This is a genomic window from Polyangiaceae bacterium (genome assembly GCA_020633205.1).
Lineage (GTDB): Bacteria > Myxococcota_A > Polyangia > Polyangiales > Polyangiaceae > JAHBVY01.
In genome coordinates this window covers 316338-337150 of sequence record JACKEB010000014.1, presented here as the reverse complement: position 1 = coordinate 337150, position 20813 = coordinate 316338, and the positions used below count along the sequence as shown (strand labels likewise).

17 protein-coding genes are annotated in these 20813 nt (G+C 63.8%); 6 read left to right on the top strand and 11 right to left on the bottom strand.

Annotation, left to right across the window (positions count from 1 at the left end; translation table 11 throughout):
• Positions 1-190: 190 nt before the first annotated feature.
• The gene (locus H6718_21530) at positions 191-1309 is read left to right on the top strand and encodes an FIST C-terminal domain-containing protein (GenBank protein ID MCB9588002.1); all 1119 of its coding nucleotides are present in this window, start codon (positions 191-193) and stop codon (positions 1307-1309) included.
• A complete protein-coding gene (locus H6718_21525) occupies positions 1310-3007 on the top strand; it encodes a response regulator (GenBank protein ID MCB9588001.1) in 1698 nt (565 codons plus the stop codon). It abuts the gene before it with no gap.
• Positions 3008-3045: 38 nt separating this feature from the next.
• Here the strand turns inward: H6718_21525 and H6718_21520 are convergent, their stop codons facing one another.
• From H6718_21520 to H6718_21495, 6 genes are all read right to left on the bottom strand, one after another.
• The gene (locus H6718_21520) at positions 3046-4617 is read right to left on the bottom strand and encodes a cysteine--tRNA ligase (GenBank protein MCB9588000.1); all 1572 of its coding nucleotides are present in this window, start codon (positions 4615-4617) and stop codon (positions 3046-3048) included.
• 1018 nt (positions 4618-5635) lie between these two features.
• Positions 5636-6202, bottom strand: a complete 567-nt coding sequence (locus H6718_21515) for a hypothetical protein (GenBank protein MCB9587999.1) — start codon at positions 6200-6202, stop codon at positions 5636-5638.
• Positions 6203-6558: 356 nt separating this feature from the next.
• Positions 6559-7308 carry a TIGR04255 family protein gene (locus H6718_21510; GenBank protein MCB9587998.1) on the bottom strand — a complete coding sequence of 250 codons (750 nt, stop codon included), beginning with the start codon at positions 7306-7308 and terminating at the stop codon, positions 6559-6561.
• Between the two features lie 143 nt (positions 7309-7451).
• A complete protein-coding gene (locus H6718_21505) occupies positions 7452-9626 on the bottom strand; it encodes a sensor domain-containing diguanylate cyclase (GenBank protein ID MCB9587997.1) in 2175 nt (724 codons plus the stop codon).
• A 61-nt stretch (positions 9627-9687) separates the two neighbouring features.
• Positions 9688-10176, bottom strand: coding sequence for a glutathione peroxidase (locus H6718_21500; GenBank protein ID MCB9587996.1), 489 nt, complete (start codon positions 10174-10176; stop codon positions 9688-9690).
• A gap of 100 nt (positions 10177-10276) precedes the next feature.
• Positions 10277-10459 (bottom strand): hypothetical protein, encoded by a 183-nt coding sequence (locus H6718_21495; GenBank protein ID MCB9587995.1) that lies wholly within the window; start codon positions 10457-10459, stop codon positions 10277-10279.
• 220 nt (positions 10460-10679) lie between these two features.
• Between H6718_21495 and H6718_21490 the strand changes: the two genes are divergently transcribed.
• The gene (locus H6718_21490; protein ID MCB9587994.1) at positions 10680-11591 is read left to right on the top strand and encodes an NAD(P)H-binding protein; all 912 of its coding nucleotides are present in this window, start codon (positions 10680-10682) and stop codon (positions 11589-11591) included.
• Positions 11592-11616: 25 nt separating this feature from the next.
• Here H6718_21490 and H6718_21485 read toward each other — a convergent pair whose 3' ends face one another.
• Together H6718_21485 and H6718_21480 are read right to left on the bottom strand one after the other, a co-directional pair.
• Positions 11617-12330, bottom strand: coding sequence for an outer membrane beta-barrel protein (locus H6718_21485; GenBank protein ID MCB9587993.1), 714 nt, complete (start codon positions 12328-12330; stop codon positions 11617-11619).
• Between the two features lie 110 nt (positions 12331-12440).
• Positions 12441-13118 carry an outer membrane beta-barrel protein gene (locus tag H6718_21480; protein MCB9587992.1) on the bottom strand — a complete coding sequence of 226 codons (678 nt, stop codon included), beginning with the start codon at positions 13116-13118 and terminating at the stop codon, positions 12441-12443.
• A gap of 340 nt (positions 13119-13458) precedes the next feature.
• Between H6718_21480 and H6718_21475 the strand changes: the two genes are divergently transcribed.
• Positions 13459-13878 carry a hypothetical protein gene (locus H6718_21475; GenBank protein MCB9587991.1) on the top strand — a complete coding sequence of 140 codons (420 nt, stop codon included), beginning with the start codon at positions 13459-13461 and terminating at the stop codon, positions 13876-13878.
• A 285-nt stretch (positions 13879-14163) separates the two neighbouring features.
• Here the strand turns inward: H6718_21475 and H6718_21470 are convergent, their stop codons facing one another.
• Both H6718_21470 and H6718_21465 read right to left on the bottom strand, forming a co-directional pair.
• Positions 14164-14712, bottom strand: coding sequence for a hypothetical protein (locus H6718_21470; GenBank protein ID MCB9587990.1), 549 nt, complete (start codon positions 14710-14712; stop codon positions 14164-14166).
• 11 nt (positions 14713-14723) lie between these two features.
• Entirely contained in the window at positions 14724-16268 is a 1545-nt protein-coding gene (locus tag H6718_21465) for a mercuric reductase (GenBank protein ID MCB9587989.1), read from the bottom strand.
• 92 nt (positions 16269-16360) lie between these two features.
• On the opposite strand from H6718_21465, the gene H6718_21460 reads away from it, so the two are divergent.
• A complete protein-coding gene (locus tag H6718_21460; GenBank protein ID MCB9587988.1) occupies positions 16361-17749 on the top strand; it encodes a hypothetical protein in 1389 nt (462 codons plus the stop codon).
• Positions 17750-17758: 9 nt separating this feature from the next.
• Here H6718_21460 and H6718_21455 read toward each other — a convergent pair whose 3' ends face one another.
• Positions 17759-18520 carry a hypothetical protein gene (locus H6718_21455; GenBank protein ID MCB9587987.1) on the bottom strand — a complete coding sequence of 254 codons (762 nt, stop codon included), beginning with the start codon at positions 18518-18520 and terminating at the stop codon, positions 17759-17761.
• A 393-nt stretch (positions 18521-18913) separates the two neighbouring features.
• On the opposite strand from H6718_21455, the gene H6718_21450 reads away from it, so the two are divergent.
• Complete coding sequence (locus H6718_21450) at positions 18914-20812, top strand: AgmX/PglI C-terminal domain-containing protein (GenBank protein ID MCB9587986.1); 1899 nt, start codon at positions 18914-18916, stop codon at positions 20810-20812.
• Position 20813 lies beyond the last annotated feature (1 nt).

Here is a 20813-nt window from a genome sequence, read left to right as displayed (position 1 = left end):
GCCGCTGGTAGCTTCGCGCCTCAAGCTTCGACCGACGCAGCCGTAGCTCTAGTGTGCTCCTGTGTCCGGCGACTCATCGCGCTTCTCTCGAAGCCGCTTCTGAGAGATGCTCTGAAGCGCTGCCCACGGCAGCCCGCGTGATGCCAACGCATCTCGCAATGGGCGGTGCTCGGGTTCGGGGGGGTCGGGGTTGAAAGTCGCGCACATCACTTGGGATCCCGCTGACGGATTCATCGATCACGACGCGCTCGACTTCGAGCCACAGCTGGTACTGAGCCTGGGTGAGTACTCTGCGTTTGCGCAGCCCGACGCGGTCTCGGCGATCTGTCAGCGCTTCGACCCCCAGGTCGTGCTTGGTGGTTCGAGCGGCGGCAGCATTCGAGGAACATGCGTCTGCGACGGAAACCTCGTCTTGACCGCAATGCGATTCCGGGAGGCGGAGGTGCGCGGCGCATGCGCCGTGCTGTCGGACTTCGCCTCAGCCTTCGACGCAGGCGTATCCCTGGGGCAACAACTTTCCGACACCAGCCTGCGTCTCGTATTCGTCCTCTCGAATGGCCTGGTGATCAACGGTAGTGAGGTCGTCCGTGGCCTGGCTGCTGGCCTCCCCAAGGATGTCCCGATTAGTGGCGGGCTCGCGGCGGATGGCGCGGCGTTCAAGGACACGCTGCTCTTGAGCAAGGGCAAGCTGGTGAGGAGCGGGCTATGCGCGGTCGGGTTGTACGGCGAGAGCCTGCGGGTTGGCTGCGGCTTCGCCGGTGGCTGGAGTGCATTTGGCCCCGAACGGGTGATCACCCGCTCCTCCGGAAACCTGCTCTACGAGCTGGACGGTTGCTCCGCCTTGAAGCTCTACCGCGACTACCTTGGCCCTTATGCAGAGGGCCTGCCAGCAGCAGCGCTGCGCTTCCCCCTCAGTGTGAGAGCCGAGGTCGCCGATAGCCCCCAGGTGGTGCGCACGATTCTCGGCATCGATGACGAGGCGATGCGTTTCGCCGGTGATGTCCCCGAAGGGCACCTCGCGCGTTTCATGTTCTCGAGTACCGCGCGGTTGGTGGACGGTGCCGCCGTCGCCGCCCAGCGCGCCCTCGAGCAACACGGGGGTACGCCACAACTCGCAATTCTCGTGAGCTGCGTCGGACGCCGCCTCTTGATGGCGCAAGAAGCCGAGGACGAGCTGGACGCTGTCGTTGAACACCTCCGCGACTGCAAGCTCTCGGGCTTTTACGCCAACGGCGAGATTTGTCACACGATGCCTGGTGAAGCGCTTCACAACCAGACGATGACTGTCACACTTCTCTCCGAGAACTGAATGCACCGCCTCCTGCGCCGCCAGCTGCAGCGCGCTTACGACGGTGGGGATCCGCCGGACGACCCCCCCTTCAAGAAGCTGCTTGAACTCGTCGAGGCGGCGTACGCGCAGGCGGACTCGGAGCACGATCTAGTGGGTCGCTCGCTTCAGCTCGTTTCCAACGAGCTCCTAGAGCGCAATCGCCAGCTGACGGAAGAGCTCGCGACACTGACCGAATACGAGCAAGCGCTCGCCAATAGCCGCACGGAACTACAAGAGGTCCTGACGGCCATCCCCGACCACGTGTGGCTGGTGGACGACTCGGGTCAGGTCCTGAACCCGCGACCTCAAATCACCAGCTCACTGTCCGACTCACTGATCGAAGCGGGCGGAGTGCAGGCACAAGCAAAGAAGGCGCGCATCGAAGGCCGCATCCGCCTCTGGGAGTTCGAGTTGCCTTCGGCCGACGGAGTGAAGCTCTACGAGGGGCGTTGTGTACCCCACGGAACTCGCGGCTGCGTCGTGCTGGTGCGGGACATCACCGAGCTGCGGGACATCCAGCAACAGCTCAACTTGAGCGAACGCATGGCGTCGGTGGGTGTGATGGCCGCTGGCGTGGCCCATGAGGTGAACAACCCCCTCACCTTCGTGATCGCGAATCTGGATCACGCGCTGCAGAGCCTCTCCGATGGCGACGCCGCAAGCGCAATGGAAGACGCGCTCGAGGCGCTGCGCGAAGCCAAGGCAGGCGCCGAACGCGTGAGCCACATCGTGCGCGATCTGCGAACGCTGGCGAACCCCCAGCCAGAGGTGCGCAAGAGCTGCGATATCAACCAAGCCGTGGACACCGCGCTCACGATGACGGCAAACGAGACCCGCCACCGCGCGCAAGTGGTGCGGCGTCGCGAGGATCTCCCGCTTCTCCGCGCGGAATGCTCCCGCATCGTCCAAGTATTCGTAAACTTGCTCTTGAATGCCGCTCAAGCGATCGAGCCGGGCAACGCGAAAGAGAATCGCATCGAAATCGCAACCCGCTGCACAGGGAGCTGGATCGAAGTCGAGATTTGCGACACGGGAGCTGGCATCGAAGCTCGTGATCTGCGCAAGCTATTCGACCCATTCTTCTCGACCAAGCAGAGCGCCGGCGGGCTCGGCTTGGGGCTCTCAATCTGCAGGAAGATCATCGACGAGCACGGCGGGAACATTCGCGTGACGTCCGTTCCTGGAGCCGGCACGTGCGTGATCGTCCAGCTTCCGGAGAGCCTCTCTCAACCCGCCCGTGTGCTGACCCCAGAGCCTCCGCGGGTCGCGTCCGCTGAGCGACGTCAAATCTTGATCATCGACGACGAACCCGAAGTCGGGAGAGCCATGAGGCGCGGACTCGCCCAGCTCCACGATGTCACCCTCGCGCAGACGGGCATGCAAGGCCTGGAGCTGATGGGGGCAGGCGACTTCGATCTGGTGCTCTGCGACCTGATGATGCCGGAGATGAGCGGAATGGAAGTGATGAAGCGCGTCCAGGCGCAACTTCCGAAGTACACTGAGCGCCTCGTGTTCATGACCGGAGGAGCTTTCTCCGAAGCCGGAATTCGTTTCCTCGAGGAACTCAACTCGGGGCATCTCGACAAGCCCTTCGATCAGCGCGAGTTGCGCGCCTTCGTTGCGCGGCAGCTAGCCCGGCTCGCAGCGGCGGGAGCCGGGGGGGGTGAGGAGCGCTAGCCCCTCACCACGCTGACCTACGGCGCTTGCTTACTCGCTCAAGGCAACTTGAAACGCACACCTTGGGGTGTGTCCTCGAACAACACGCCCAGGGCCTTCAGGCCATCGCGGATCGCGTCCGCCGTGCCCCAGTCCTTGTTCTTGCGAGCGGCGTGACGTGCGAGCGCCACTTGGCGAAGCTCTGCGGGGCTCAAGCTCGGCTGCGCGAGCAGTTCCTTCGCCCGCTCGGGGCTCGGTGCCTGATCGACCTCCGCGTCCAGCTCGGCTTTGCTGATGGTGCCGCTCTTGCTCTCCTTGTTGAGCACTCCGAGGACATGATCGGCGCGATCCAGCGCAGCCAGCGCCTTCGCGGCATCGGCCCCGGTGGGCTGCACACGATTGATTCCATTCACGAACTCGAACACCGCCGCCAGGGCGTTCGCGGTGTTGAGGTCGTCGTCCAGGCTCTCACCAAAGCCACGCTCGAGCTTGGCGACGGCTTCGTCCACTTCGGCGCTCTTCGGCTCCTCACTCAGCTCCTTGCGCTCCACCAGCAGGTCGCGGCAGGTCTGCAGCCGCCCCATCGAGGCGCGCGCTGCGTCTAGCCCTTCCAGCGTGAAGTTCATGGGCTGGCGGTAGTGGTTGGAGAGCAGCAGGTAGCGGATCTCCTTCGCGGTGTAACCCTTCGCCTTGAGATCCTCGAGGGTGTAGAGCGTACCCTCACTCTTGCTCATCTTCTTGTTGTTCACCAGCAGGTGCCGCGCGTGCATCCAGTAGCGGGAGAACTCGCCATCGGTGGCGCCCTTGGCTTGGGCGATTTCGCACTCGTGGTGAGGGAAGATGTTGTCCTCACCTCCTGTGTGGATATCGAACGTATCCCCAAGGTAACGCGAGCTCATGGCGCTGCACTCGATGTGCCAGCCAGGGAATCCCTTCTGAATACGCTCATCGAGCTTCGGACGCGCGCCAGGGTAGCCCTCCCACGTCGCATCGGCGTGAGGGTCCCACTGCATCAGGTGTCCTTGCTCCGTCTTCCACAGCGCGAAGTCTGCCGGGTGGCGCTTCACCGTGTTGACCTCTACGCGAGCACCCGCCTCCAGGTCTTCGGTGATCTTCCCGCTCAGCTTGCCGTACTCCGGGAAGCTAGAGATGTCGTAGTAGACCTCACCGGTGCCTTCGGGGATGTAGGCGTGGCCGCGGTCGAGCAGCTGTTGCACCTGGACCAGCATGTCGGGGATGTGATCCGTCGCGCGCGGGTACTGATGCGCATTTTGGATCCCTAGGGCAACGCGATCCGAGTGAAAGCCGTCTTCGAAATGTCGGGCGACCTTGAACGGATCCCACCCCAGCTCACGCGCGGTCTTTTGGAGTTTGTCCTCCCCCCCTGCATCCGCGCGATCATCCTCGGTGAGGTGCCCCACGTCGGTGATGTTCATCACCTGCGTCACCTCGAAGCCGCGATACTCGAAGTAGCGACGCAGCAGATCCGCAAACACGAAGGAGCGAAAATTACCGATGTGCGCCGTGGAGTAGACGGTCGGACCACAGTTGTAGATCTTGACCTTGCCCGCTTCGAGGGGCTGAAACTCCACCTGCCGCTTCTGTCGCGTATCGTAAAGATTGAAAGCCATCAGAGGCTGCTCTAGCCCATCGGGGCTCAGTCGCCAAGCCGGGCTCAGTCGTAGAGCGCGGCGGCTCCCACGGCCCTCCTGGTTCGGGCTTGAATGGGGGTCGCTAGGGAAAGGCAACGTGGCGGCCTCGTGCGAGTCTTGGCCTGCGCACAGCGACCATAGAATCTACGCTTCCAGCTCTGATCTGAAACCACCCGCGAGCGTCCATCGCGAAGACCGGCCTCACGCAGGCTACGCTCACCCGCCTCGGCGCCCGAACCCTGCGGGCCGTTGCGCCGCCTCCACAACTCCCTCGCTTTTCCTCGAGTACGGGTGACTAAAGACGCCTAAAGGGACTCAGACGTCCGGTGCCTTGAGTTGACCTACGGCTCGGCTCGGGTTTCGCCCATTGCCTCAGGGAAATATCCTTGGCGCTTCGAGGCTGGCGCGCTGTGGGGGTGTTGCCGGTTCGGGTTCAGTCGGCTCCCACGGCCCTCCTGGTTCGGGCTTGAATGGGGGTCGCTAGGGAAAGGCAACGTGGCGGCCTCGTGCGAGTCTTGGCCTGCGCACAGCGACCATAGAATCTACGCTTCCAGCTCGCATGGCCCCGCGCGGAACTACTCCGTGCTCTCGCAAAACCCCAGCGGGGTGAGGGTTTTGCGAGAGCAAGATCTGGCAGAGGTGTGCGCGGAGCCGGTGATCTCGATCTGCAGGGTGTTTTCAACACCCTGCGCCTGAAACCAGCCGCGAGCGTCCATCGCGAAGACCGGCCTCACGCGGGCTACGCTCACCCGCCTCGGCGCCCGAACCCTGCGGGCCGTTGCGCCGCCTCCACAACTCCCTCGCTTTTCCTCGAGTACGGGTGACTAAAGACGCCTAAAGGGACTCAGACGTCCGGTGCCTTGAGTTGACCTACGGCTCGGCTCGGGCTTCGCCTATTGCCTCAGGGAAATATCCTTGGCGCTTCGAGGCTGGCGCGCTGTGGGGTTGTTGCCGGTTCGGACGGTAGGCTCGGCTCGGGCCCGTCACCTCAGGCTCATTAGTCGTTTCGACCGTCGCTTCGCGCGACGAAGCGCACGAGGCATGCGTTCAACAAGGTCCAGGCGGCTCTGCTGAGCCTCGCTTCGAGATGAACGTGCTCGGGAAACGCCGCCTTGTGCAGCGTCACCGGATTGGTCAAATCCGCAGAGAAATACTCAAGGTTCCCTGCAAGACGCCAATCCGGTAGGTAGAAGCGCCGATACTGGGTGAACCCGCGAAAAGAGGAGAGTAGCGTCGCCTCGATCTCCGATCCCCAAGCCTCGACTGGGACGATCTGAGTGAACTCAACATCGTCCAGCTCTCGATCGAAGTCGCAGCTATTCCCCAAAACCATCCAGAAATCTGTCTCACGCTCGACAAGAGACGGATCGCCCTCGGCGTCAATCAGGGGAACATCTGACTCGATTCGAACAACATCTCCCTGGCAGAGGTCATTCGGCGAACGGAGATTTGCCGCGGATCTCCATTCGTAGAAAGACTCCTCTAAGAACTCGCGTTGGCTCAGTTCCTTGATGTGCAGGCGAAGTTCTTCCTCGCCATAAACCCCTGGCCACCGCTCCCCCATTGCGCGCTATCCATTCTTCTTTCGGAGCTTTGTGATCTTCCGGGATGCTCGCCGTTCATTGGCGAGCCGCGTCGCAAGCGCGTCCGCTTCGTGATCTATCGGGAGCACTTTGGCGATGGCTTGGACAAGGGACGCAGCCTCGCGAACCACCCGCGCTCGACGGCTACCCGCGGCATCAACAGACACCTCCCATGAACCCGAGGTTGTTACCGGAAAGGCAACAGGCGCGATGTTTGCCGGCAACGGCGTCTCGGATCCAAGTCCAAGCGACAACCGTATCTCCTGAGTTTGAACAGGATGATAAGGCGCTCCTGCACTCAAGCTCGAGAGCACCACGAAACTTAGCAGTCGCTCACTCATGGTTTCTCCCCCATCCACTCGAGCAGTGTTGGCGCACTCGCCGCACAGAACACTGAGTATATGTCCGCGGCGAAATCGGGCAACAGCCGCTCGGTCTCGACGAGCTGGAACGCACCCTCGACGTAGCGGTCGATATCGAGGCGAAAGCCGAGCTTTCCTTGAGGGTCCGTCACCAGTCCGTACTGCACCGTCAGGGCTCCGGGGTCTCTTGGCGCGTTGACTTGCGCGGTGAAGCGGGCGTCGCTGTGAACCAAGCCGCTGGGTGGAGTGATGAAGGCTGACGAGACCAACTCGCTCCAATCAACCGCGCGTCCCAGCTCATCCGAGACCTGAAGCGCGTCTATGTGGTTGATGTAGCGGAGGCCAAGACGAACCGGCATGATGGGCTCGAAGAGCTTCTGAAGTGCGCGCAAGCCGAATTCGAACAACTCGAACGAACCGTCTTTCGAGTCATGCGCCTGCATCTCGAGCGTGAGTGACTGATTGGTCAGGCTGATCGCGTATTGATCCCCGAGGAAACGATGAATCGTTTCGTCCTCGACGCGAATGGGCCCGAATGGCTGCATCTGAACAGTTTGCGCCTTTGACGGCTGATAGCCGGCGAATCTGGGTCGTACGGCGTCTTGAAAGTCAGCTACACCGCGCTGGATGCGCAGTATTGGTTGGAACCGCAGGTCGACGATCACCGCTATCAGCGGGTTTCGCGCGTAAACCTTGTGCTCCACTGAGGGTAGCTGCCAGGGCATACTTCCGGTCTAGCAGGATCCGCGCCAGATGGACAGTCGACTTCTCGGCCTTCCTACTATGGGAAAAACCCGGCACCTCGTGGCCGCCGCTAGCGCGGACACCACGTCGCCGCCAGTGCGACAACCTCGAATTCCCCACGGATCTACGCCGCAGAAGCCCCGCTCAGCCGCGGATTCCAGGCGGTGACGCGGTTACGGCCGCCGCGCTTGGAGGCGTAGAGGGCTTCGTCGGTGGCCTTGAAGAGCGCATCCCAGTCGCGGCCGGCGACCGGGAATGTCGCGACGCCCACGGAGCAGGTGCAGCGCACCGCGTGGCCATTCGCGTGGAAGGTCGTGCCTTCGAGCTCGGTGCGCACGCGCTCGGCGAGGAGGATCGCGCCGGCGCTGTCGGTCTCTTCGCACACCACCACGAACTCCTCACCACCGAAGCGACCCACGGCGTCGGTGTCGCGCTTCTGGCGCTTGAGGATGGTGCCGAGGCCCTTGATCACGATGTCCCCGACGTCGTGGCCGTAGGTGTCGTTCACCTTCTTGAAGTGATCGATGTCGCACACCAGCACGCTCACTGGCTTCTCGAAGCGCTCAGCGGAGCGAATCATGTGGCCCGCGGTGTCGATCAGCGCGCGTTTGTTCAAGAGGCCCGTCAGGCCATCCGTCGTCGCAAGCTCCTCCAGGCGCTTCACCATGCGTGCGTTGGCGAGGCTGACCGCGACGTGACTCGCGAGCACTTCGAGCGTGGTGCGCGCGTCATCACCAAACGCCCCACGCTGACTCGAACCGAGCACCAGGGTGCCAAGCGCCTTCTCGTGCACCAAGAGCGGCAGCACCAACAGCGACGGCATGCTCGGTGGGTTCAGGCGCTTGCTGAACACGACCTGGCGCTTCGGATCGTACTGACCGCGGTAAGGCAGCGGGTGGTGATTCTCCACCACCATGCCGACGAGACCCGCGTTATGCCGGAAACGGCGGCCCACCAGGTCGTCGGCACCCGCGCCGCTCACTGCACAGATTTCATGCTCTGCAGTGCTCTTGTCGAACAGCGTCACCGCGGCAAAGTCGAAGCTCGCAAACTCTCGGGCGCTGGACACGCCGTGCTCGATGACTTGAGCTTCCGTCGTCGCGCCAGCCAAGAGCTCTGCCGCGCGGTAAAGCTTGCCCTGCTGCACCTTCGCGCGCTCGAGCTGGATGAACACGCGCTCGTTCTGGATCGAACGCGAGAAGAAGCGCGTCGCTTCGTGGAGCAGCGCCTCGTCATCATTGGTGAACGGCTGCTTCTCCGGGCGGTCCACCACCAGCATGCCCCGCGGCTGTCCGCGTTCCAGCACCGGGACAGCGCACGCTGCACCCACGCTGGGCACCAGCGCGTAATACGGCAGGTGCCGACCAGCCTTGGTGCCGTTCAGGCTCACCGGTCCCCCACGACTGAACGCTGCGGCGAACAAGCCTTCTTTCGCGGAGAACGGGCCGGGATCGATGTTCTGCGCCGAGGTCGAGATCTCGTGGATGCGCAGCTTCTCCCCAGAAGCGTCGAGCCACAGGAGCACCGCGGTGCGTGCCCGGAGCGAACCGCGCAAGAGGTCCAGCGCCAGGCTCAGCGCCTGATGGATCTCTTCAACGCCGGAGCGCACCAGGCGCTCTTCATCCGTCTCGAGGGAACCGGGGCGCACCGAGGTACGCTCACTGCGCGCGCCGCTGCTGCTCGGCGGCCCTAGCAGCCGATAGGTGCGCGCGGCCTCACGCAGCTTGTCGAGCTCGGAGTCGATATGGGCGCGAGACAAGCGACGCACCCGAGCAATCTCCGCGCGGAAAACAAATGCATTGACCGAAGCGAACGCAACCAACAGCGCCGCGTGTCCCCACTGGTCCCAGATCGCGTTGGTTCCGCGACTGAAGCCGACAATGGCCGCCTCCAAGCCAAGCGTGAAGAGCACGATCACGACCGTGGCGCCCGGGCGCGCGAAGGCCGCCGCCAGCATCATGAGCACGTAGACCGCCGGGTAGCTCGGCCCTGCCAGCCCCGCTTGCGTCTGCAGCACGATGCCGAACGCAAGCACCACCAGGTGAGTGAAGAGCTCGATGTCGAGGCGAAGTGCGTCTTCGGGAGTCAGTCGCTCGAGGCGGCGCACCAGGCGCACCAAGAGCGAAACCACGAGGCCCGCACCGACGATCGCCAGCCACCACCAACTGAGCGCGTGGCGTTCGCTGACGCGCACCTGGCTCCACACCAGGAGGGCCCCCGCCGCGAGACTGATCGCCAAGCCCGCGGAGCGCGCGATCGCTTGTTGGACTGCGAGAGCGCCGCGTACCAAGGGATCCATCGTCCGTTCGCGGCTATCAGAAGCCGGCGCGGCGGGCCCAATTTGTTGTCGCGCTTGGAGCCTAGCCGAGCGCCTTCTCGAGCGCGGCTTTCAGCTCTGCCGCCTCGGGCTCCACCGTGGGGGAGAAGCGAGCGACCACCTGACCGTCGCGGCCCACCAGGAACTTCGCAAAGTTCCACTTGATGTCACCGGGGCCGTCGGGCTCGGTGCTCTGGGAGGTCAGCCAGCCGTACAGCGCGTCGCGACCAGGCCCGTTGACCTCGATCTTCGAGAACATCGGGAAGCTCACGGAGAAGTTCGTGGTGCAGAACTCCTGGATGTCCGCTTCGCTCCCAGGCTCCTGAGCGCCGAACTGGTTGCACGGGAACCCGAGCACTTCGAGGCCCCGATCGGAGTATTCGTCGTAGAGCTTCTGCAGTCCGTTGTAGTGCGGCGTTAGACCGCACTTGGACGCGACGTTGACGATCAACAGCACCTTGCCGTCGTATTCGCCAAGGCTCTGGTTCTCTCCGGTGATGCGCTTCAGGCTGAAATCGTAGACGCTCGACATGCCCACTGCGCTAACGCGAGCATCCGGCGGCGGCAACCGGTGACTTCAAGCACAGCGGCGCCGCACGAAACAGCTCAAATCCCCAGCTTCAAGTGAGTCATCACGCCACCACGTTGAGGTTGTGACCGGCGCTGCCCTGGGGAGCGCGCGGTGCGGAAGCGTCAATCAGTGCCAGCGCTTGCTGGCCCATCTCCTTGGTGGTTTCTTGTGCCTTCGCCAGCACTTTCACGGCCATCTGCTCGGGCACCATGGCGGCGCTGAGCCCACTCGATACTGCGTTCATAACCCCAGCGAACGGGTGCCGTTCCAGAACCTGTAGAAGAGTCCGCGAGAACGCGAGTCGCGCTGCGTCATTGAGCCTCATTCCGTCAGGGAAATTGCGCGCTATCTCGCTTCAGGGGCGCACATCACCCACATCCGCCTATCCGTAGAGGAACCGGGCGGCGACCAGAGGTCGGCTTTTTTTGGGGGGGAGGCGGCACCGCACCAGCAGGCAGCGCGAGATGACCCAATCAGCACAGCAAGCCTCTGAAGCCAAGCACGTGCTCGTCGCTGGTATTTCCTCGCGGCTCGGGCGCAGTGTCGCTCTCGAGCTCCTGCGACGTGGACACCGCGTGCGCGGGCTGAGCCGCAAGCCGCTGAGCGACTTGCCGAGCAGCATCGAACACTTCAGCGCGGATTGTTTGCGCGCGGAACCAATCGACGCCTGCCAGGGCATCACCCACGTGTTCTCCTGCGTCGGAGCCTGCGTGCAGCCTGACTTGCGCCTCGGCCGCGCGTCGTTTCCACGCTTCGACCTGCCGGCGAACCTGAACTTGCTGCGCGCCGCAGAGAGCGCTGGAGTCGCCCACTTCACCTACGTCAGCGTGGCGGGCGCTGAGCGCACCCGGCACCTGGCTTATGTAGACGCCCACGAGCAAGTGGCAGAGGCCATTCAAAGGTCGAAGCTCTCTGCCTGCATCGTGCGGCCCACAGGCTTCTTCTCCGCGCTGGAAGCCATGCTCCCGATGGCCAAGCGCGGCCTCGTCCCTTTGATGGGTGACGGCAACGCCGTCACGAATCCCATCGCCGACGAAGATCTCGCCATCGTGTGTGTGGACGGCATCGAGGGCGCCTTCAGCGAACGTGAAGTCGGTGGCCCAGAGACGCTGAGCCGGCGCCGGATCGCGGAGCTGGCGTTCGAAGCCTGGGACAAGGCACCTCGCACCCCGGCGCTGCCCGTCTTCTTCACCAAGCTCTCCGGCTACATGCTGCGCCCGCTGAACCCCCGGGTGGCCGACTTGATGCACTTCTACGCCCATGTGATGACCCACGACTGCGTCGCCGAGAGCTTCGGGCAACGCAGCCTCGCGAATCATTTCCGCGCGAAAGCACAAGCGAGCATCAAGGCGCTCCCGGCCGCGAGCAACAACTAGCAGGACCGGCCTAGAACCAGTCGTCCTAAAACCAACCCACGAGGCCGGCGTTGAGACCAAAGCTGCTCAGCGTCGCGTCGACGTCCTCGCTGCCTCCCCCACCCTCGTCGGTGTACGTGCCGCTCAGCCCGACGTCCACGGTTGGCCCTAGATAGAAGCCGAACCCAGCGATCGGCGACAACACCAGAGCGCCATCGGCGGACAGGGCGAATCCGGTCAAGCTGTCGTCCGAAGGGGTGTTCTGCACGTCATACTCGTATGCCGCACGGAAATAAGTCACCCCGGCGCGCAGCCAGAAATCCACGCCGTCGGTTAGCGGGAAGACGTAGCCCACCCGTGGGGCGAGCACCAAGGCCGTCACCGTCGGTACGTCGGAGGTTTGCCCCCCAGCTTCGACCTCACCCGTCCGGCGGGTGTAGCCGATGGAGCCGCCAATCGACACGCCGTCTGCCACCATGTAGTCGAGAGCAAGGCGCGGAATCGAGTAAGGCATCGGGAACGTCGCTTCGTCGAAGGTGGCCGTCGTTCCTCCGTTCACCACCAGGCCAATCGAGGTCCCGCTTAGCGTCACCTCGGGCTTTTCGGATGGCTTGGCCGTCGACGACCAGTGGTTGATGCCGAACAGTCGCTCGACCCCCAGCGCGACCTGCCCTGGCTCGCCCAGCTCGTCAGCGGCGTGGGCGTTGTTGGACAACAGCCCGCAGAGGACAAAAGCACCCAAAAACCAAGACTTCCGCATGCAGACCTCGCTTTTTCCGTACTCAAAATAGCGAACGACGCGCAAGACTCGAGGTCCAGCGCGTCGCCCATCCCTGTTTCGCCTGGCTGCCTAGGCAGCCGAATGTTCAATCAGAACCAGCCGACGAGGCCGGCGTTCAGACCGAAGTTCGTGTACTTCGAGTCGAGCTCCTGTGCGCCACCGCCAGGATCCTGGGTACCGCTCAGTCCGAAATCCACCGTCGGCCCGATGCTGAAGCCAAATCCTGGAATCGGAGACAACACGAACATGCCCTCGAGGCCGAGGCCCAATCCGCTGTCCTTCGAATCGTCCCCCTGATCGGGAGAGACCGTCCGCGAGTAGTACGTGATCCCGCCCCGGACCCAGAAGTCGGCTCCGTCAGCGACGGGGATGACATAGCCCACGCGGGGGGCGATGACGAAGGACGACACACTCCCATTGTCCTGGGTGTTGCTCCCTGCGCTGGTCTTGGTCTCCGTCTCGCTGCTCTGACTCACGTAGCCAAGTGAGCCACCAATCGAGACACCATCGGCCACCATGTAGTCGAGCGCAACGCGCGGCACGGTGTACGGCGTGGCTGCATCATTGAAAATCAAGCCAATCGAAGTACCCGACGTGGTGCTCTCGTTTCCGTCGAGCTCGAGCTTATGTGAGAAGAAGTTCAGACCGAAGACGCGCTCGGCGCCGAGAGCAATCTGCCCAGGCTCGCCCAGCTCATCAGCCGCGGCGGCGTTGAAAGAAACCAGCCCGGCGAGGGCAAACACACTCAAGAACAAGGCTTTCCGCATTTGAGGACTCCTTTAGGGCGCGACGCACAGGCCACGCTGTTTCAAGACCAAGGTCGAGACGTTGGACGCGCCTCCTACGCGACTCGTCCAAAGAACGACCCGCTGTACACCCCTCACCCCAGCCATTGCGGCTGCGAGTTACCGCGAATCGGCGAAATGGTCCACCAAACGACGAACCCCACGGCGTGGAAACACCGCGTCATTGAGCCGACCCAGTGCTTCGCCTGTCTCAGGCGGTAACAACTGCGCAAAAGCTTGCCCACCGCTCACACGAACGCCACAGCAGCTTCATTCTCACTGGAAATCCGCCCCGCAGCACCCAAGCTTTCGTGGCGCAACCGTGTCAGGCTTAGCGTTGCGCCGGCGCACGGCATCGGGGGACTACATGTTGCGACTCACCAAACTGACCACGCTGACTCTGACTCTGGCCCTCTTGGGTTTGGGGGTGAGTAGCGCCGAAGCGAAGCCCAAGGCGAAGTCAGCCAGCGGTTCGAGCCGTGCGGAAGCGTTGCGCGCGCCGACTCCGAAGAGCAGCATCGATACCCCCAAGGCAAAGACCGCCAAGGGTAAGCCGCTGCGCCGCTCTCAGCGCCACAGCAAGGCGCAATCAAAGAAGCCGCGCACCGAGCGCATCGACACCGTGATCGTCACCGGCCGCGCGATGCGCCCCCAGGCAGTGATCGAGATCCCCAAGGTGCAACCCAAGTTCAAGAGCGGCACCACCAAGTACAGCCCGCGCGACCGCGCGTACCAGAAGTAGGCCTGCGCGACACGATCCGCGGCGAACCCCTCCGCCCGCCCCCACGGGGTGAGGGGCGGGCTCCTCCCCAAGGCCAAGCGCTGAAGAGAAACGGGTTTCCTCCCCAAGGCCAAGCGCTGGAGTGAAACGGGACCAGTTCGCGGGCTCGAACACTTCACGTTTCCCCGTGGCAATAAATGACATCCGGCACTTGCCGATTGGGGTGGGGGCTCCAGCAACACAGGGGTTGAGCACGGAGCTCCAGCAAGTGCTGACCAGCTCTGGTGCGGTAACCCGCCGTACGGATTATAGGCGGAGGCGGCGCCAGGTGAATGCGGCGACGGTGGTGAGCAGGCTGTAGACGATGGCGCTGATCACGATCAGGAACTTCAGGCTCGCGCAATAGTAGGCGAGGCTCACCCAGCCTTGGCTCTGTTCACCCCAGAAGAGCTGGAGCATCGCGTAGTTCTCCACCGCGTCGGCGAGCCCGGCGACGATCATGGCGCGGCTCAGGAAGACGCCGACGTTGCTCAACAGCCCTTGCTTGAACACCAGCGCGCCCCAGGCAGCGCCGGCAGCCAGGAGGGTGCCATACACGAAGATGTACAGATAATCCGCGCCGATGCCGAACACCGCGAAGAGCTGTTGCTCTCGATCCCAGCTCGCGAGGATCGCGCGCGCCTGCTCCAGCGTGCCCGCGAGCTCCAGGCTCACGATGTGACCCGGCGCAGCCTCGGTGACCAGGCGAGCATTGGCGCTCCCAATCCCAAGCATGATTACCGTGTGGATCAGCACCCAGAGCAAGAAGCGCTGTCCGCGTTGCCTCCGGTCCAGGTCGTGAAAGGGGTACCACATGCGATTCTTGCTCAGCGTCTCAAGAAGCGGAACCAGCGCTCGAACAGCCCTTTCACGCGCGGTGTGAGTCGGGTGCGCATGTACGCGTCGCCAAGCTTCTTGCTGATTTCGCCTTGAGACGGGTACGGGTGAATCACGCTGGCGAGCTGGCCCAGGGTCATGCCGTGAGTCACCGCCAAGGTAAGTTCCCCGATCAGATCTCCTGCGCGAGGCGCCACGATGGTCGCGCCACGCACGTGGCCTTTGCCATCGTAGTAGGCGCGTGCGAAGCCTTGCTCGATCCCTTCGAGGATCGCGCGATCCAGGCTGCTCAAATCGACCTCGAGGGACTCCAAACCTTCAGCTTCCGCTTGCTGATGGGTCACGCCGACGTGAGCGACCTCGGGATCGGTGTACGTCGCCCACGGCACCACGAGCGAGCTGGTTTTTGCGTGACCGAAGAAGAACGCATTGCGCAGCACGTTGCGCGCCATGGCGTCGGCCATGTGGGTGAACTGGAGCGGCGAAGCGACGTCGCCAGCCGCATAGATATTGGAGTTCGTCGTGCAAAGCTGGTCGTCGACTGTGATGCCTTTGCGCTCGTCGAAGGCGACACCCGCAACTTCAAGGCCTATGTCTTTGACGTTGGGCACGCGGCCAGCAGCGATGAGGAGGTGCGAACCTTCGATGGCGCGCTCTTCGCCGGAGTCTCGTGAACGAATCGTCAGGCGCACGCCGTCGCCGCTCGACGCGTTCGGAGCCACAGCGGCGCTCAGGATGTCGACGTGAAGCGTAACCCTCACCCCCTCCCGAGTAAGCGTTTCCAGGAGGATATTCGCTGCGCGCTCGTCGTCTTTGGGCAAGATGCGTGCGTCGCGATCCAGCAGCGTCACCTCACAGCCCAGGCGCCGCATGGCTTGCGATAGCTCACAGCCGATGGGTCCCGCACCGATCACCAGGAGGTGGCGCGGCGCCTCGGTGAGGGAGAACACCGTCTCGTTGGTGAGGTAAGGAACCCCCTCCAGTCCGTCGATGGGCGGCACGCCGGCGCGGCCACCCGTGGCGATCACGGCCTTCTTGAAGCTGAGTTCGGTGTCACCTACCGAGATGCGGTCCGGCGCCGTGAAGCGCCCCGCGCCGAGAAAGACGTCGACGCCCTCTCCAGAAACACGCGCTGCACCGTCGTGTGGTGCGATCTTGGCGCGCCGCTCGCGGACCCAGGCCATGGCAGCCCCAAAGTCCGGCTGTGCCGAAGCATCGCCAGCCGGCGCAAACTGATTCCGCGCGGCAAATGCTCCGTGGGCCGCAGCAAGCAACGCCTTGGAGGGAACGCAGCCGAAATTGAGACAGTCGCCCCCAAGCAGGTGCCGCTCGACCAGTGCTACCTTCGCACCCAGTCCGGCGGCGCCCACCGCGCACACCAAGCCGGCGGTACCGCCGCCCAACACCACCAAGTTGTAGGTGCCGTTGGGCGTGGGATTCTGCCAGTCGGTGGGCCGCAAGGTGTGCAATAGGCGCCAATCCGCATCATCTACTGGACTGAAAGGAACTTCGGTCACATGCCAATCCCACGCCATTGCGCCGCAGCGAGCGTAACGCAAGTTCGAGCAAGGACGATATAATTCAGCAATACTGGCAGTTCCCCCCGGTCCTGTTGCAAACTGCCCCGATGCCTAGAGCGCCACTTGGTCTCTCGATTCTCGTTTCCTGTCTAGCCGTCGCCGCGTGTACTGCCAAAGAGCGGACGGAAAATCTCGATACCGATCCCAACGGTGGATCCGCGGGGAATTCCAGTGCGGGCAGCGGAAACGCGGCCGGATCACCTGCCGGAGGCTCTGGAGGGAGCGCGGCGGGTGGCACAGGGGGCGGGACAGCGGGTGTGAGTGGGAGCGCGGGCTCCGGGGGCTCCGCGGGCACCGGTGGAGGCACTGGCGGCCAAGGTGGAATGCCCTACGCGACCTGCAACAACAGCACGCCGGACGTCTTGGCTTCCGACCAGGTATTTGACTCGCGGCTCGAGTTCGCGTTCAGCGTCTGCGACACGACTGGTGCTTCTGAGACGAGCGCCTTCTCAGCGTTTTTATCTCCACGCGGAATCGAAATTGCGAGATTGGATCCAGGCAACAATGGCTCACCGCTAAAGCGCGAGTGGGTCTACGACACCACGGGCATCTACCAAGTCGTTGGGCTGTCCTGCGACGACGCCAGCGTGGACATGGTCGTTCGGCGCAATAACCAGATGCAGCTGCTGAGCTTCCCTCGTGTTGCTTCTGACATCACGCTCACACCCACCTCAACGGCGCAGCCAATGCCCGCCAGCTGCTCGAACTATCGCAGCGCTCGCGTGTCGTTCGACGACAAGCTCCATATCGTCTACGAGTGCGACGAAGGGGCCACACGAAACTTCTTCCTTGGGGAAGGCACCAACGCCCCCGAGCAGTTCGCGTCGGGCCCGGCAGACGACCAGTTCCGTGTGTCGACGTACGCCTACCACGGGGGCAACCACCTGGTGCTGGTGGCCGACAATCGGGCCTTTTTCGGGCAATCCATCGCCGAGCTAAAGACGGAACGGCCACTCAACTTCGAAGCGAACCGGCTGACGTTCCTCACTCGCTTCGTGCCCACTACCGACGGCTTCTTTGGTGTCGGCCTGACGGTGAAGTCGCAAGACGAACTGCTCCCCGCCAAGTTCTTCGCTGGACCGACGACCGGCGTCGAACTCGATGCGCTACTTGGCGCTGGGACAGCGCTTCCCACGCTCGTCGAACGGCGCACGATCACCACTACGGACGACATCGGGGGCATTCGCGCGATGGACGCGAGTGAGTCGCGCACCGACCTCGTCATGCAAACTCTGCAGAAAGAGCTCAAGTTTTTCGCCTTCTGGCCCACGGGCGAAGTGCGAATGTGGGGCCACGACGCGTACACGATTCCAGAGGGGTGGGATGTGTACTGGGGCGCGGTTGGAGCGACGAGAGCGTCAGGAAACCTCCTGCTCTGGAGCGAGGAATCCGCGGGCGTTCATCAGGTGAAGGCGCAGACCGTGTCGTGCTTCTGAAGCACGACGCTACTTGTCGTCGCCCAAGGCCTCGCCAATGCACTTGCCAATGGAGCACTCACGCTTCGCGCAATCGGTGAACGGCTTGCGATACTTGTCCTGCAAGCTGGCGATGCCCTTCTCGCACGTGGATTGGTTGAAGAGCTCCCGCTCGTCTTCATCCTTCGGGTTCGGGCAGGCACTGAGGATCCCCTCACAGGTCTTCTTGTAAGCCTTCTTCACGCAAGCGACCTTGATCGCTTCGAACGCACACGGCTTGGCGTCCTCGGGGCTGCACTGATTCGCCTGGATCTTCTGGTTGAGGCAACCCACCAGGGCCTCCGTGACCTTGGGCTTGAGCACTTTGCTCAGGCTCTTGCAGAGCATCGGCGCGACGAACGCCGCTGGGCAGGACATCGTTGGATCCGGCGGAGGCAAACGGGAGCAGGCATTCGTGTCTCCGCCTGAGTCGTCGCACTTCGGCGCCGCGGCGACTGGTGCGGCATCGGGAACGCCAGCGTCCTCTGGAGGTGCACTCGCGCTGGGCGGCGGCGGTGCGCTGGGGGGCGGCGGAGCGCTGGGCGCCGGTGTAGGTGCGGGTGGCGCAGAGGCTTTCGGCTTCGCTGACGGCGCCGCGTCCGCATCCGAACCGGCGTCCGCACTCGCATCGGGGCCAGCGTCGGGATCTTCGTGGCCCCCAAGCGGAGTCGTGGAGGGCAGCGGCGGGCTGCCACAAGCCACAAAATAGCCCAAAACAAGCAGGCTCGCGCAGGTCAGCTTGAAGACTCGCATGTAGGTCCGGGAGCCTACGCAAGCTTCTACAGGGCACCAAGCGAAGGTTTCGTCCGCTACCGTGAAACCGGAAAGATTTTGTCAAGAGCGGTATCTGGAGCCGAGACACTTTTTTTCGACCCCGCTCGGAACCATCGCCCCGGGTCGCGTTCTAAGCCCCCCGACGACGCACGACGCTGGTTGAGTTGGCCGCAGGCGGAAGTCAGCAACGTTACCCCACGGTAACACCCAACACCACCCACGTCGCGTACGCGGCCACGGCTCTGCAACCGCAGCGCCGCACGGCTCCGCGTGCGTCATGAACCAGACACTGCCACCCGGATTTTGGCGCGCGTGGACCGCGCGGAAATGACCACACACGCTCGCCGCTAGTCGGCGGGAAGGGACACGACCATGAACTGCAAGCGACTGACTTTCTCCATCTACCGTAACGGCCAACACTGCGGCGAGCAGAGCTTCGAGCAAGGCGTGCTCAAGCTGGGCTCCGACCCCAAGAGCCACATCAGCCTCGAGGGCATCGACCGCATGCACGCGGTGCTACAGGCAACCGGCAGCCAGCTCGAGCTGGTCGACCTCGGAAGCACGGTCGGCACTCAGGTCAACGGGACCCGCATCGACAAGTGCGCGCTCAAGGTCGGTGACCGTCTGGCGCTCGGCGAATGGGAGGTGCGCTTGGACGACGTGCGCGAGCCCGAAGCCACGGTCGACGCGGTCTTCAACGGCTTCAGCGCCGAAGACAGCAACAATCCCTTCGCTCGTGCGGCCGCCAACAACCCCTTCCTCGCGACGGCTCCTCGCGGATACGCGAAGGGCGACCAGTACGCGATGATTCGCAACGCGCCTCCCGTACCGGCCTCTGAGGTCGAGCAGGAGAACGTGAGCGCCGTTGAGGTGAGCATCTCTTGGGGCGGCAACGTGCTCCACGTCGCGCACCTCACCCCGCCGCGCAGCTTCTACGTCGGCGACGAGCAAGGCAAGAACCTCGGCTGCGACTTCCTGGTGCCCAGCGAGACCCTCGGCGCTTCACGGGCCCCGGTGGTGATTGAGCGCGCTGGCAGCTTGTTCCTGGTCCTGCCTGCGGGCGCCAAGGGCGACCTCAAGGACAAGAACGGCGAGAGCAGCCCGCTGGCGTCGCTCAGCGGCACGCCCAGCGCGGAGCTCGCTGGAGCGACTGAGATTCCCCTGCCCAGCGACGTCCACGCGACGTTCGAGCACGCCGGCCTCACGTTCCGCGTGGCAACGGTGAAGGCTGGAAAGAAGATCGCTCGCGGCTTGGCCAGCGAAGACACGGGCCGCGTCGCTGGGTACTTTGGTGTGACCCTGGCCGCCGTCGCGGCGCTGGTCGGGTCCTTTGCGATGTTCGTGCCACCCATGGGGCTGGTCGACGACGAAGGCCTGAACAAGGAGCGCATGGAGCTGATGCAAGCCTACCTGACCGCCTCTGCCGAGCGCGAGCAGGACAAGGTGAAGGAAGACACCCAGGAGGAGGCGCCCACGGATCAGTCTGGTGGCGAAGGCACTCGCGCCGAGAAGGACGAAGGCAAGATGGGCAAGGTGGGTAGCACCGCCGAGGGTCGCTTCAACATCAAGGGACCCAAGGACAACGAGGACGTGCACGTCGCCCGCACCAAGGAGTTCGCGGAGAACTTCGGCCTGGTTGGCCTGCTGGCTGGCGGCGCCGCCGGGGACCCCGACGCGCCCACGGCTTGGTTCGGCCGCGATGATTCCCTGGGGAGAGACGACGTCAGCGCCGATGGCTCGATGTGGAGTGACAAGATCGGTGAAGGCGGCGGCATGGGCGGCCTCGGGCTGACGGGCGGCGGCCTCGGCGGCGGCGGCTTCGGTGAAGGCATCGGCCTCGGAGACATCGGCACCATCGGTCACGGCGCGGGGCGCTGCATGGGCGGAGACTGCCAGGGCTTCGGCAACAGCCACGGGATCTCCGGCGGGACCCACGCTACCAAGGCTCCGAAGGTGCGCGTTGGGGTCGGCAACGTCAGCGGGCGCATCCCGGCAGAGGTGGTCCAGCGCATCGTGCGCCAGAACTACGGACGCTTCCGCATGTGCTACGAGAACGGCCTACGCAGCAACCCGAACCTCGAAGGGCGTGTCACGGTGCGCTTCGTGATCGGCGCGGACGGCGCGGTCAGCAACGCGAGCAATGGTGGTTCGGATCTGCCCGACTCGGCGGCGGTGGGTTGTGTGGTGCGCGGCTTCTACAGCCTGAGCTTCCCGAAGCCCGAGAGCGGCATCGTCACCGTCGTGTACCCCATCATGTTCAGCCCTGGCTGAT